The organism is Corticibacter populi (assembly GCF_004217315.1).
Classification (GTDB): Bacteria; Pseudomonadota; Gammaproteobacteria; order Burkholderiales; family Burkholderiaceae_C; genus Lampropedia; species Lampropedia populi.
Window position 1 is genome coordinate 288871 of record NZ_SGWR01000002.1, and the last position, 13611, is coordinate 302481.

A 13611-nucleotide genomic window follows, 5' to 3' on the forward strand; every position below is an offset into this window, starting at 1 on the left:
CACCCGACCGCCCATGCTGCAATACCTCACCGTCCCTGTCACCGCCTTTCAGCAGAACTGCTCCCTGGTCTGGGACGATGCCACCGGGCAGGCCACCATCATCGACCCCGGCGGGGACCTGCCGCACCTGCTTGCGCAAGTCGAACGGCTGGGCCTGAAGCTCGAACAGATCTGGCTGACCCACGCCCACATCGACCATGCCGGTGGCGCCGGCGAACTGGCTGGACAGCTCGGCCTGCCCATCATCGGGCCGCACCGCGAGGACCAGTTCCTCATCGACACCCTGCCTGAGCAGGGCGCGGCCTACGGCTTTCCACCGGCGTTGCGTTTTACACCCACGCGCTGGCTCGAGGAGGGCGACACGGTGCAGATTGGCGGCGAGACGCTCCATGTGCGCCACACCCCCGGGCACACGCCGGGACACGTGATCTTCCACGCCCCGCGGCGGCAGCTGGCCTTCGTCGGCGACGTGCTGTTTGCCGGCAGCATCGGCCGCACCGACTTCCCGCGCGGCGACCACCAGCAGCTCATCGAGAGCATCGTCACGAAACTCTGGCCGCTGGGCGATGCGACCCGCTTCGTGCCCGGCCATGGCCCCGAGAGCAGCTTTGCACGCGAACGTGCCGGCAATCCGTTCGTCGGCGGGACCTGATCGCTGCCATGGCCTCGACGCCACCGGCTGACGCAGTTACCACAGCCACCGCACCCTCCCCGCCTGCCGCGCCGCGGCGGCCCGGCCTGTGGACGGCGCTGCGCGTCTATCTGGAGCCCGCCAGCCTGCGCATGCTGCTGCTGGGCTTCTCGGCCGGCCTGCCACTGCTGCTGGTGGTGGGCACCCTGAGCTTTCGCCTGCGCGAAGCCGGCATCGAGCGCAGCACCATTGGTTTTCTGTCTTGGGTGGCGCTGGCCTACGGCTTCAAATGGGCCTGGGCACCGCTGGTCGACCATTTGCGCATTCCGTGGTTGACGGCACGGCTGGGACGCCGCCGCAGCTGGCTGCTGGCCGCGCAACTGGCCATCATGGCGGGCCTGGTCGGCATGGCGCTGAGCGATCCGCGCCAACAGCTCTCTGCCCTTGCGGGCTTCGCGGTGCTGGCCGCGTTCGGCTCGGCCACGCAGGACATTGCGCTGGATGCCTACCGCATCGAGTCGGCCAACACCACGCGGCAGGCGGCGCTGGCGGCCATGTACCAGGCCGGCTACCGGCTGGCCATGATCTGGGCCGGCGCCGGAGCGCTGTGGCTGGCCGCGCGCGGCGAGCTTGCCGGCGTGACCGGCTACCAGCAGGCCGCCTGGGCGTTTGCCTATCTGGTCATGGCCGCCTCGATGCTGCTGGGCATGCTGACCGTCCTGCTCTCGCCCGAGCCGGCACGCCCTTATGCGCCACCGCTGCATTCGGCCGAGGAGTGGCTGCGCGAGGCCGTGATCGCACCCTTCGCCGATTTCCTGCATCGCTACCGCCATCAGGCCCTGCTGATCCTGGGGCTGATTGCGCTCTACCGCATCAGCGACATCGTCATGGGCGTAATGGCCAACAGCTTCTACGTGGACATGGGCTACACCAAGGACCAGATTGCGTTGGTCACCAAGGTCTATGGCCTGATCATGACGCTGCTGGGCGCCTTCGTCGGCGGCTGGATCGCCATGCGCATCGGCGTGCTGCGGGTACTGATGCTCGGCGCGGTACTGTCCGCCTGCACCAACCTGCTGTTCGCCTGGCTGTCCACCTTCGGGCCGGAACTGGCCTGTTCGCGGGCACTGGCAAGTTTCTGGCCATGGCTGGCCACGCTGGGCGGCAACTTCCTGGGCCTGGTGCTGGTGATCTCGGCCGACAACCTGGCCGGCGGGCTCGCCTCGGCGGCCTTCATCGCCTACCTCTCGAGCCTGGCCAACGTGCGGTATTCCGCCACGCAGTACGCCTTGTTCAGCTCCATCATGATGCTGCTGCCCAAATGGCTGGGCGGCTTCTCCGGCGTGGCGGTGGACCAGATCGGCTACACGGCGTTCTTCATCGGCACGGCCTGCATCGGCCTGCCGGTGCTGCTGCTGATCTCGCTGGTGGCCCGCCACGCACCGCCCCGACAGCCATGACCGCCCCTCCATCCAGGCCATGGCTTTACGCCGGGTTTACATGCAGGCAAACTCCACGAGACCGGCGCCCCGCAAGCTTGTGTGCTTGAGGCCCCGTCCGGCCGGTTCACCTCCACTTCTTCCGTTCATACCGCATTGCACATGAGCACACCCATTCTGATGATCGAGGACGATGAGCGCCTGGCCAGCATGGTCTCGGAATACCTGGCGCAGTCGGGTTTTTCCGTCTCCCACCATGCCGATGGGCACAGTGGCCTGGCCGCGCTCGAGCAGGCCGGCAGCCAGCTGCCCGAGCTGGTGATTCTGGACCTGATGCTGCCCGACATCGACGGCCTCGATGTGTGCCGCCAGATCCGCACCCTGCCGACCGCGGCCAAGCACCTGCCGATCCTGATGCTGACGGCCAAGGGCGACCCGATGGATCGCGTCATCGGCCTGGAGCTGGGCGCCGACGACTATCTGCCCAAGCCTTTCGAGCCGCGCGAGCTGCTGGCGCGCATCCGCGCCATCCTGCGCCGCCGCCACAGCCATTCCGAGGCCAACCCGCCGGAGGACGTGCTGCGCTTCGGCTCACTGGAGATCGACCGCAATGCGCGCACCGTCACCGTGAACGACAAGCCGGCCGATCTCACCTCCTACCAGTTCGACCTGCTCGTCGCGCTGGCCGAGCGCGCCGGCCGCGTGCTCACGCGCGACCAGATCATGGAGGCGGTCCGCGGGCGCGAGCTCGAAGCCTTCGATCGCTCGATCGACGTGCACATGGGGCGTATCCGCGCTGCCATCGAGACCGACATCAAGAATCCGCGGCGCATCCTCACCGTGCGCGGTGTCGGCTACGTCTTCGCCAGGCAGCAGGACTGAACCGGGCCGGCCCCGTGCCACACCTCGCACCATGCCATCCACGCCAAGCCCCAGCCAGCAGATACCGCGACCCGACACATGGCCCTGAAGAACAACCCCTTCTCGCAGCGCATGTACCTGCGCATCTGGCTCGCCGTGGTGGGCTGCGTGGCGCTGCTGATGATGGCCATGGGCTGGGCCTGGAAGGTGGCCGAGGAGCGCAATGTCCAGACCCAGGTGGAGGAGCCGCGCGCCATCACCATCTACCGCAGCGACGGCAGCGAGCCGCCGCGCCAGGCGCTGGCGATGCGCCACCATTCCAGGCAGCCCGGCTTCGCGCTGGCACTGACGCTCGACGACGGCACCGACTACGTGCTGCAGTTCGATCCCCGGCATGACCGCCCCCCCCCGAAGCCGCGCGACGATGGGGCCTTCTGGATGCGGCCGCCTTTTGGCTTTCTCTGGCTGCTGGGGCTGGTGGGCCTGTCGGTCATCATTGGTGTCTTCCCGATCATCCGCCACCTGATGAAGCGGCTCGAGACCCTGCGGCTGGGCGTGCAGCGTTTTGGCGAAGGCGACCTCTCGGTGCGCATCCCCGACAACGGCCACGACGAAGTGGCCGAGCTGGCCATGCAGTTCAATGCCGCCGCCGCCCGCATCGAGACCCTGGTGCGCTCGCACAAGACCTTGCTGGCCAACGCCTCTCATGAACTGCGCTCGCCACTGGCACGCATCCGCATGGGCCTCGAACTGGCTGGCAATGTCCCCCCCTCGCCGGCCACGCGCCGCGAGATCCAGCGCAACATCGCCGAACTGGACCAGCTCATCGATGAAATCCTGCTTTCGAGCCGCCTGGACCTGGCCGAAGACACGGCACTGCGGCTCGAGCCGGTGGACCTCATCGGCCTGAGCGCCGAGGAGGCCGCCCGCGTCGGCGCCGAACTGGAAGTCGAGCAGCCCGACGACCCGGCCCATCCGCTGACCATGGAACTGCAGGGGGAAGCCAAGCTGCTGCGCCGTGCCATCCGCAACCTGCTGGAGAACGCCCGGCGCTACAGCGACGGCCCCATCGAACTGTGGCTGCGCCAGGCGCCTGGCAGCATCGAAATCCGCGTCGGCGACCGCGGCCCCGGCGTCGCCCCTGAACTGCGCACGCGCATCTTCGAGCCCTTCTTCCGCGTCCCCGGTGCCAGCGAGCGCTCCGGCGGCGTCGGGCTGGGGCTGGCCCTGGTCAAGACCATCGCCGAACGTCATGGCGGCAGCGTGCACTGCGAAGCCCGGCCGGGCGGAGGGTCGGTGTTCGTGCTTCGCCTGCCGGTCCGCATGGCCTGAAGCCGCACAGAGGAAGCAGTCGACGGTACGCAAAGCCGAGCGCCGAAGTGGGGCAAATGGGGATCTGGGGGCGCCCTCTTCTTCAACAGGTAGCGGAAAAATGCTGCCGTTCTTTCGTTTGCACCAAGCATCTGGCTTCGAATCGGCGAAGCATGGCTACAGGCCGAAGCATTGGAATCTCGGCCCATCGCCGATAATGGGACAAATCCAATCACACTGAACCAAGAAGATGATCCTTGTCACCGGAGGCGCCGGCTTCATCGGCTCCAATTTCGTCCTCGACTGGCTGGCCCAGCATGACGAGTCCATCGTCAACCTCGACAAGCTGACCTACGCAGGCAATCTGGAGAACCTGCGCTCGCTCGAAGGCGAGGCCCGCCACATCTTCGTGCACGGCGACATCGGCGACAGCACCCTGGTCTCCCGCCTGCTGGCCGAACACCAACCGCGCGCCGTGCTCAACTTCGCTGCGGAAAGCCATGTCGACCGCTCCATCCTCGGCCCCGGTGCCTTCATCGAGACCAATGTGGTCGGCACCCTCAACCTGCTGGAAGCCGTGCGTGCCCACTGGAGCGCGCTGCCCGCGGATGGGCAGGCCGCCTTCCGCTTCCTGCACGTATCCACCGACGAGGTCTACGGCACGCTCGGCCCCGGCGATCCGGCCTTTGCCGAGACCCACCGCTACGAGCCCAACAGCCCCTACTCGGCCAGCAAGGCCGCCAGCGACCATCTGGTGCGCGCCTGGCACCACACCTACGGCCTGCCGGTACTCACCACGAATTGCTCCAACAACTACGGGCCCTTCCACTTCCCCGAGAAGCTCATCCCGCTGATCATCGTCAACGCGCTGGCCGGCCAGCCGCTGCCGGTCTATGGCGACGGCCAGCAGATCCGTGACTGGCTCTACGTCAAGGACCACTGCAGCGCCATCCGCCGCGTGCTCGAAGCCGGCACCGTGGGGGACACCTACAACGTCGGTGGCTGGAACGAGAAAGCCAACATTGACATCGTCCGGGGCGTGTGCGCGCTGCTCGACGAACTGCGCCCGCGCGCCGACGGCAAGCCATACGCGGCACAGATCACCTTCGTCAAGGACCGCCCCGGCCACGACCGGCGCTACGCCATCGACGCGCGCAAACTGGAGAAGGAACTCGGCTGGAAGCCCGCCGAAACCTTCGAGACCGGCATCCGCAAGACCGTCGAGTGGTACCTGACCAATCCGGAGTGGGTCGAGCACGTGCAAAGCGGCGCCTACCGCGAATGGCTGGGCCAGCAATATGGCCATCGGCAAGCCCAGAAAGAGAGCACCAAGGCATGACCCAACGCAAAGGCATCATCCTCGCCGGCGGCTCCGGCACCCGCCTGCACCCGGCCACGCTGGCCATCAGCAAGCAATTGCTGCCGGTCTACGACAAGCCGATGATCTACTACCCACTCTCGACGCTGCTGCTGGCGGGCATTCGCGACATCCTCATCATCAGCACGCCACAGGACACCCCGCGCTTCGAGCAACTACTGGGCGACGGCAGCCAGTGGGGCATCCAACTGCAGTATGCCGTGCAGCCCAGTCCGGACGGGCTGGCGCAGGCCTTCATCATCGGCAAGGACTTCGTCGGCAACGATCCGGTCGCGCTGGTGCTGGGCGACAACATCTTCTACGGCCACAACATCCAGCAACTGCTGGCCGCGGCCGACCGCCAGAGCGAGGGGGCCACCGTCTTCGCCTACCACGTCAACGACCCGGAACGCTATGGCGTGGTGGCGTTCGACGCGCAGGGCAAGGCGGACAGCATCGAGGAAAAACCCACGAACCCCAAAAGCAACTATGCGGTCACCGGCCTGTACTTCTACGACAACGATGTCGTACGCATAGCCAAGGGCGTCACGCCGAGTGCGCGCGGAGAACTGGAGATCACCGCCGTCAACCAGGCCTACCTGGAAGCGGGCAAGCTCAACGTGCAGATCATGAAGCGCGGCTATGCCTGGCTGGATACCGGCACGCATGACAGTCTGCTCGAAGCCGGCCAGTTCATCGCCACGCTGGAGCAGCGCCAGGGCCTGAAGATCGCCTGTGTGGAGGAGATTGCCTGGCGCAGCGGCTTCATCGACGATGCACAGCTTGCGCGGCTGGCACAACCGCTGCTCAAGAACGGCTATGGCCGGTATCTGCGCCGGCTGCTCGACGACCGTGACCGATATACGGGCCTCTGAGCATCCCGCAGGTCATGGCCCCCCGCGCATCCCTGCCACCATTCATCCCCAGCTCCATGCCAAGGGAACCTGCTCCCTGCCAGACATGCAAATCATCCAGACCGCCATCCCCGATGTCCTCATCCTCGAACCCAAGGTATTCGGCGATGCCAGAGGCTTCTTCTTCGAGAGCTTCAACCAGAAGCTGTTTGACGCAGCCGTCGGCCGCCATGTGGACTTCGTGCAGGACAACCATTCACGTTCGCGCAGAGGCGTGCTGCGCGGGCTGCACTACCAGATCCGGCAACCGCAGGGCAAACTGGTGCGCGTGGCCCGCGGCAGCGTCTTCGACGTAGCGGTGGATCTGCGCCGCGCATCGCCGACATTCGGCCAATGGGTCGGTGTCGAGCTGAGCGAAGACAACCAGCGCCAGCTGTGGCTGCCCGAAGGCTTCGCGCATGGATTTCTGGTGACCAGCGACAGTGCGGACTTTCTCTACAAGACCACCGACTACTACACCCCCGAACATGAGCGCTGCATCCGGTGGGACGATCCGGCACTCGGCATTCAGTGGCCCGCACTGGAGGCTGACCCGCTGGTTTCCGCCAAGGATGCGCTTGGCGTCGCACTGGCCGAAGCAGACGTGTACACCTGATGCGGGGGGAACGGCCCGCCCGCCATCGAGCGGCATCAGGCCGACCGCGCACCAGCTCAACGCAGGTAGGGCAGAACCTGCGACAAGGTTTGAATCACGACAAAGTCATTTCTTGGCGAGGACTGCCCATCGCCGCGCACCAGCAGATTGGTGCCCACCCCCGCGGCCATCCCTGCCTGCATATCCGTCAGATTGTCTCCCACCATGATGGAATGTGGCAGGTCCAACCGCAGGTCCCGCTGGGCCTGCAACAGCATCCCCGGTCCGGGTTTTCGTGCATCCGAATGACGCCGATAGGGTCCTTTGCCGTGCTCCGGATGGTCAGGACAGAAATACACGCCATCAAGGCCCCCGCCCTGTTGCACGAACTGCTGCGCCACCCATTCCATCAGCGCAGTGAAGTCCGCCTCGCTGTAATAGCCTCGCCCGATGCCGGCCTGGTTGGTGACCACCACCACTTGGTATTCCCGGCTCTTGGCCTCGCGCACCAATTCGAAGATGCCTTCGCAGAACACGAAGTCCTCGACTTTGTGCACATAGGCCGTATCGACGTTGATGACGCCATCACGATCGAGAAACAAGGCCTTGTTCAACATGCCCGTTGCGACGCCACGCGCAGCAGCGTCTGCGCGCGTTCGTAGTCCTCTGGAATGCCGATGTCGATGAACAGGCCCTGGGTGACATGCGCCATGACGGCACCGCTGGCCACCAGGGGCTCCAGCACCGACTGCTCCAAGGAGAATGGCGCCGGCAGCAGGACATTGGCAAAGACATGCACGGGCAACACATAGCAGCCTGCATTGATCAGGCCGGGGCCTGAGCCCGACTTTTCACCGAAGGAGAGCACACGACGCCCGGCCAGGGCCACCTGCCCATAACGCGCTACGTCATCGACCTTCCGAGCCACGATGATGGGCTGCCCGAATTCCTGCCACAAGGCCTCCACATCACTCACTTCCAGGTCGAGGTAGGTATCTCCATTGAACACGAAAACATGGTCGCCGCTGATCTGCGTGATGGCCTGGCGCAATGCGCCACCGGTACCCAGCGGCTGAGGCTCCATTTCATAGACCAAATCCATGTCCTCGAAACGCGTGCCGAAGTGCGAACGGATGGCCTCCGCCTTGTAGCCAACCGACAGGATCACGCGATGGAACCCTTTGTTGGCCAGTAACGTCAGCAGTATCTCCAGAAAGGGACGTCCGGCGACAGGCGCCATGGGCTTGGGTGTATCGGGTACGACGGCGCGCAAACGGGTGCCCAGGCCGCCGGCCAGGATGATGGCCTCCATGCTATTGCCGCGCGCCAAAAATGGCCTGCTCCACCAGCTGGCACAGCGTGTGACCCAGCAGCAGATGGCCCTCTTGGATCCTGGGCGTGTGCGCGGAAGGCACGGCCAGCAGGTGATCACACAGTTCGAGCATCGCACCACCGCGATTGCCCGTCAGTCCGACAGTGACCAAGCCGAGACGGCGCGCCTCCTCGAATGCCTTGAGCACATTCGGCGAGCGGCCTGAAGTGCTGTAGCCGATGAACACATCACCACGGCGCCCCAGTGCCTGCACCTGGCGGGAGAACAGTTTCTCGTAGCCATAGTCGTTGCCAATGGCCGTCAGAATCGAGGTATCAGTGGTCAGTGCGATCGCCGGCAGGCCCGGGCGGTCGAATTCGAAGCGGCTGACGAACTCCCCGGCGATGTGCTGGGCATCGGCGGCACTGCCGCCATTGCCAGCCAGCAGGATCTTGCCGTCCTGACCCAGACTTGCGATGCAGGCCCGAGCCACCTTTTCCAGCGTGTGGTGCAGCGCACCGTCAGCCGCCATGGCGCTGATCAACGCCGCGCTTTGGCCCATGCATTTCTCTATGGCTTCAATCATTGGATACTCCAGGCTTGGGAGCCGTTCTTGGTGAAGTGGCAGTTCGATATCTGGCCGTCAAAGTCGCCGAGTGCGCGCACCACATTCATACGATGCTCCGGTGGCACGAAAAACACCATGAAGCCACCGCCACCGGCTCCCGAGACTTTCCCGGCCAACGCTCCAGCGGCGATCGCCGCGTCGTAAATGCCTTCGATGCGTGGAGTCGAGACAGTCGATGCCGAACGCTTCTTGCTCTCCCATCCCATGCGCATCGATTGGACGATGCCATCGAAGTCGCCCTTGAGCAGGCTTTCCTTCATGGCCAGCGCCTCTTTCTTGAGGCCCTGCATGGCTTCGATGGCTTGCGCCCGTCCGGACGAGACATTCTTGCTCTGATCAGCAATGATGCGCGCGGACTCTCGCGAAACGCCCGTGAAGAACAGGATCAGAGAGGCCTCCAGTTCACAGATGATGTGGTTCTTGATGCGCAACGAATTCACCACCGCTCGATTGTCCGCATAGAACTCCATGAAGTTGAAGCCGCCAAAACTGGCCGAATACTGATCCTGGCGACCACCTGCCAGGCCGCAGACCACGCGCTCGATGTCAAAGGCCAATGCGGCGATCGCATAGTCATCCAGAGGGATGTTGAGAAACTCGGTGAACGCCCGGATCATCGCCACCACCAGTGTCGACGACGCCCCCAGACCGGATCCGACCGGGGCATCGCAGTATGTCGTCAGCGACAGCGCGATGTTCTCACCACCATGGTATCGATCCATGAAATGGCGATAGACGGCGCGATGCAACATCAATGTCGGCGCCAGCTCCACTCGCTCGTTCAGCGGCAACACCACCTCCTGTTGCTGATCGGTCGCCGAAAAACGAATGGTGCTTCCATCGCTGGGCTGCAAAACGGCATAGGCATAGCGATCGATCGTCGCATTGAGTACGTAACCGCCATGCAGATCGCAAAAGGGCGCGACATCAGTGCCGCCACCAGCCAGCCCCAGGCGCAGCGGGGCCCGCGCACGAAATATCATGGAATTCCTCTCGATCACATTCAAACAGGCGTCTCGCGCGCCACAGCCAGCTTCGGATGGCTCAGCAGAGCGTCAAAGCCACGGATGTTGTCGGCAAAAAACGCGTCATAGGCCTGACGGCTGGCGCTGGCAAGTTCGTCAAGCAGCCGAGGGTTCTCGGCCACCTCGCGCAGCCCCTCGACCAGAGCAGCCAGCGTCTCGAACCGATGCATGGGGTGGGTTGCAGCCTCGATTCCCTTGGAGCCGAAACCCGTCGTCAGCAAGGGCACCCCATAGGCCATGGCCTGCACGGTTTTGACATTGATGCCGGTGCCCACGGTCACCGGGGAAACCAGCAGATCCATCTCTGCGTAGAACGAGGAGATATCGTCGACGAAGCCGCGCAGCACGATGCCACGGTCATGAAACAGTGCCGCATCGGCATCCGGCAATTGCCCCACCATGTCGGCGACCTGCCCTGCAATGTGCACCTCGAACCCACGCTCGCCCGGGCACTGCTGCTCGAGCACCTTGAGGAAAGCAACCACCAATGCCAGATTCACGGTGTTCGCGCTGGCGACCAGACCGACGCGCCGAACCACGTCATAGCCCCGGTCCAGATAGCGCGCAGGCTCGATATGCGGGATCACGATGGAACGCGACTGCCCCATGACCCGGTTGAAATACTCCGCCTCCTCACTGCGCCTAGCCACCACCACATCCGCACGGCGCAGGTAGCGTCCCTCATCGTCTTCGCTGCAGGAGAAGAATTCGAGCGGCAGGCCATTGCGGCGCAGCATGTCGTAGCGGCTGCCCATCTTGTCGTGCGTATCGATGACCTTCAGTACATGGGCGGGCACGTAGTCCAGCAGCTTGGACTGGAAGACATAGGAGCAGAACACCATATCGATGTCGTACTGGTGGCACCACCGCGCAATCCGCTCGCCCAGGCCCTCGACGTACCACGCATCGAACGCCAGTTCTCCCTCCTTCGGCACCGGGAGGGGACAGGCAGGAACGACATCCACGGAGTCCCAGGCCTGGCGCATGGCATTCAGCACCGTTTCGGACTGCCCTTCCTCATCGAGCAGCACGAAGTGCACGGCATGCCCATGCTGCTTGAAGTACGACGCGAATTGAAAGATCGTCGAGCGGTTGCCATGACTGGCCGGATGCGACGGATAGGGGCTGTAGTAGAGAATGTTCAAATGACCCGCGCGCCGACGCGCCAGCGCCCTGGCATCCAGCGTCCGCTCGCCGTTGGCCGCGGCCCTCTCCCAGCTGGTGGGCGGCAAATGACCGGCATCCAATGCATCCCGCCACTTCTGGGTGAGCTTGGCGATGTTCTGCTGCTGCAGGACCTTCGGCTTGTGAACCACCTGCTCGGCATAGGAGCCATGTTCGAAATGAATGACTTCCGAGCGGGGCTGGTACACCACCCTCAGTCCGGCGGCTCGCGCCATCATGGCCAGGTCGGAATCCTCGCAGTAGGCCGGTGCATAGCGCTCATCGAACCCGCCCACCTGATCCCAGAAACTGCGCCGGACCAGAATGGATGCGCCTGAAATGTAGTCCACTTCACGGGCAAAACAGAAGCTGGGATCAAAGCGCGGGAAACCGCGCCCCAGGTTAACGGCCGTGCCATCCCGGAACAGGCTGGCGCCGGCTTCCTGGATCAGGCCATCGGGATACAGCAGCTTCGACCCTGCGATGGCGACGCCGGCATCGGCTTCCAGCGTGTCATAGAGGGCATCCAGCCAGCCCGGAAACACGACCGTGTCATTGTTGAGAAACAGCAAATGGCGCCCACGCGCCTGCCTCGCGGCCGCGTTGCAGTTCCTCAGAAAGCCCACATTGCTGGCGCCACGCACAACGGTCACCGAGGGAAACAATTCCGCTGCCTGCCGCGTTTCATCCGTGGAGCCATCGTCGGCGAGCAGGATCTCCACGCACCGTTCGCACGTCTCCAATGCCATCAGCACCGAATACAGGCAGCGCCGCGTCAGATTCCACTGGTTGTAAACCGGCACGATCACCGACACATCGACATCCCCAGCGGCGGCCGCGTCATCATGCGGCAGCGCCGCACGCCAAGCTTGCGCGCGCAGCCCTAGTTCGATCGATTCCAGATACAGCGTCTGGTCGAGCACCTGCGCATCATTGAGCAATCGGGTGAATGCCAGGTGGTTGGCCTCTTCACCAAAGCGCCGCGCAACCAGCGCCCGGCCCGCCGTGGACAGACGCAGACACAGTGCATCGTCACGCAAGAGACGAGCCACGGCATCCGCGAAGGATTGCGGATCGTCGGCCACCAGAGCATCGACCTCGCCGGCTATGCCCATGCCTTCAACCGCAATCGTCGTGCAGGCCATGGGAATGCCCGCTCCCATGGTCGCCGCCACCTTGCCCTTGATACCGGCACCATAGCGCAGCGGGGCCACGCCGATACGGTAGGCTGCAAAGGCCTGATCGAGATCGCTGACGTACCCCACGAAATGCACGCCGTCTTCTTGCTGCAGCGCGATGACCTCCGGGGGTGCCTCCGCCCCCAGGATATCAAAACGCGCATCGGGACACTGCCGGCGCACCAGCGGCCACACCTGCCGGACGAACCAGATAACCGCATTTACATTCGGCGCGTGTGCATACCCCCCGATGAAGAAAATCCCCTGCCGCTGTGCTGCGACATAGGGACGATCCGTGACATCGACATACAAGGCATTGAACACCGAGAGCGACAGTCCGGGCTCGGCTTCGCGCAGCACCTCCGCTTCGGCGGCACTGACAACGACGGTGTGGTGGCTCAGCCGCATCACCTCCAACTCGCGATCACGGGTGTGTCGCGCCTGTGCCAACGCCTTGGCATCCTGGCTCAACTCGGCCTGGCGCATCTCGCGCAGGAAATACAGGTCAGGCGCATGAAAGATCAGGCGCGCCTGCGGCGCCATGCGCTTGATGCAAGGCAGCAACTGTTCGGCGACATCCACGCGAATCAAGTACATGCAGCCGAACACATGACCTTGACGGGAAAGGAACTCGGTTGCCGATCGATACCCCTGACGCGGACTCACCACCGTTACGCCCAAGGCCTCGAGTTCCACGCGGGATGGCTCATGTTCCTGCATGTCGCACGGCAGGAAGGTCACCTGGTAGCCCAGTCTCACCAGACTTCGGAGAATGCCCACCGTGGCGCGCTCCCCGGCCGACACATCGGCTCGCGGCAGGCGATAGTCACTCACCAGAATGCGTGTGCTGCCAATCGGCGGCACTCCATCCAGACCGCCACCACTGACCGCATGCCCGATGACCTGCGAGCGAATGGCCTTTCCGCCGGAGCGGCGGTAGGTTTGCCATACGGAGGAAAGCGCCTTCGACAGCCCGATTCCCGCCTCCAATTCCCGCGCCACGAGGAATCCGGCACACACCAGACTCTGCCAGACCGGTTTGCGTCTGACGAGGCGACGGCGGAGATGATCGGGATCGGACAGGACTTGGCTGTAGAAATCCGGATTCGATTTGCGCTCACGCAGCCATTCCCGGAAATTTCTGTAGTAATAGACGCTCGCGGGAAAGGCAAAAGCCGCGCTCAATAATCTCATTTAAAACTATTCTCATTTATGAA

12 protein-coding genes are annotated in these 13611 nt (G+C 64.1%); 7 read left to right on the forward strand and 5 right to left on the reverse strand.

Annotated elements, in window-relative coordinates; translation table 11 throughout:
- Positions 1 to 13: 13 nt before the first annotated feature.
- The 7 genes from EV687_RS07530 (at position 14) to rfbC (ending at position 7108) form a co-directional block, all read left to right on the forward strand.
- A complete protein-coding gene (locus tag EV687_RS07530) occupies positions 14 to 652 on the forward strand; it encodes an MBL fold metallo-hydrolase (RefSeq protein WP_122230880.1) in 639 nt (212 codons plus the stop codon).
- Between the two features lie 8 nt (positions 653 to 660).
- Complete coding sequence (locus tag EV687_RS07535) at positions 661 to 2091, forward strand: AmpG family muropeptide MFS transporter (RefSeq protein ID WP_122230882.1); 1431 nt, start codon at positions 661 to 663, stop codon at positions 2089 to 2091.
- A gap of 141 nt (positions 2092 to 2232) precedes the next feature.
- Positions 2233 to 2952, forward strand: a complete 720-nt coding sequence (locus EV687_RS07540) for a response regulator transcription factor (RefSeq protein ID WP_122230883.1) — start codon at positions 2233 to 2235, stop codon at positions 2950 to 2952.
- A 78-nt stretch (positions 2953 to 3030) separates the two neighbouring features.
- On the forward strand, positions 3031 to 4263 hold the full coding sequence (locus EV687_RS07545) for a sensor histidine kinase (RefSeq protein WP_122230885.1): 1233 nt from the start codon (positions 3031 to 3033) through the stop codon (positions 4261 to 4263).
- A 229-nt stretch (positions 4264 to 4492) separates the two neighbouring features.
- Complete coding sequence (gene rfbB, locus EV687_RS07550; RefSeq protein ID WP_122230887.1) at positions 4493 to 5581, forward strand: dTDP-glucose 4,6-dehydratase; 1089 nt, start codon at positions 4493 to 4495, stop codon at positions 5579 to 5581.
- Positions 5578 to 6474, forward strand: a complete 897-nt coding sequence (gene rfbA, locus EV687_RS07555) for a glucose-1-phosphate thymidylyltransferase RfbA (RefSeq protein ID WP_122230889.1) — start codon at positions 5578 to 5580, stop codon at positions 6472 to 6474. The genes rfbB and rfbA overlap by 4 nt, the downstream gene beginning before the upstream one ends.
- A gap of 85 nt (positions 6475 to 6559) precedes the next feature.
- Positions 6560 to 7108 carry a dTDP-4-dehydrorhamnose 3,5-epimerase gene (gene rfbC / locus EV687_RS07560; RefSeq protein ID WP_122230891.1) on the forward strand — a complete coding sequence of 183 codons (549 nt, stop codon included), beginning with the start codon at positions 6560 to 6562 and terminating at the stop codon, positions 7106 to 7108.
- 56 nt (positions 7109 to 7164) lie between these two features.
- On the opposite strand, the gene gmhB is transcribed toward rfbC, so the two are convergent.
- Genes gmhB through EV687_RS07585 form a run of 5 tightly spaced genes read right to left on the reverse strand, consistent with a single transcriptional unit; the run spans position 7165 to position 13588 of the window.
- On the reverse strand, positions 7165 to 7704 hold the full coding sequence (gene gmhB / locus EV687_RS07565; RefSeq protein ID WP_122230893.1) for a D-glycero-beta-D-manno-heptose 1,7-bisphosphate 7-phosphatase: 540 nt from the start codon (positions 7702 to 7704) through the stop codon (positions 7165 to 7167).
- Positions 7698 to 8399, reverse strand: coding sequence for a nucleotidyltransferase family protein (locus EV687_RS07570; protein WP_122230895.1), 702 nt, complete (start codon positions 8397 to 8399; stop codon positions 7698 to 7700). The genes gmhB and EV687_RS07570 overlap by 7 nt, the downstream gene beginning before the upstream one ends.
- A gap of 1 nt (position 8400) precedes the next feature.
- Positions 8401 to 8985, reverse strand: a complete 585-nt coding sequence (locus EV687_RS07575) for a D-sedoheptulose 7-phosphate isomerase (protein WP_122230897.1) — start codon at positions 8983 to 8985, stop codon at positions 8401 to 8403.
- Complete coding sequence (locus EV687_RS07580; RefSeq protein ID WP_122230899.1) at positions 8982 to 10010, reverse strand: GHMP family kinase ATP-binding protein; 1029 nt, start codon at positions 10008 to 10010, stop codon at positions 8982 to 8984. The genes EV687_RS07575 and EV687_RS07580 overlap by 4 nt, the downstream gene beginning before the upstream one ends.
- 20 nt (positions 10011 to 10030) lie before the next feature.
- On the reverse strand, positions 10031 to 13588 hold the full coding sequence (locus tag EV687_RS07585; protein ID WP_122230901.1) for a glycosyltransferase: 3558 nt from the start codon (positions 13586 to 13588) through the stop codon (positions 10031 to 10033).
- Between the last annotated feature and the right edge of the window lie 23 nt (positions 13589 to 13611).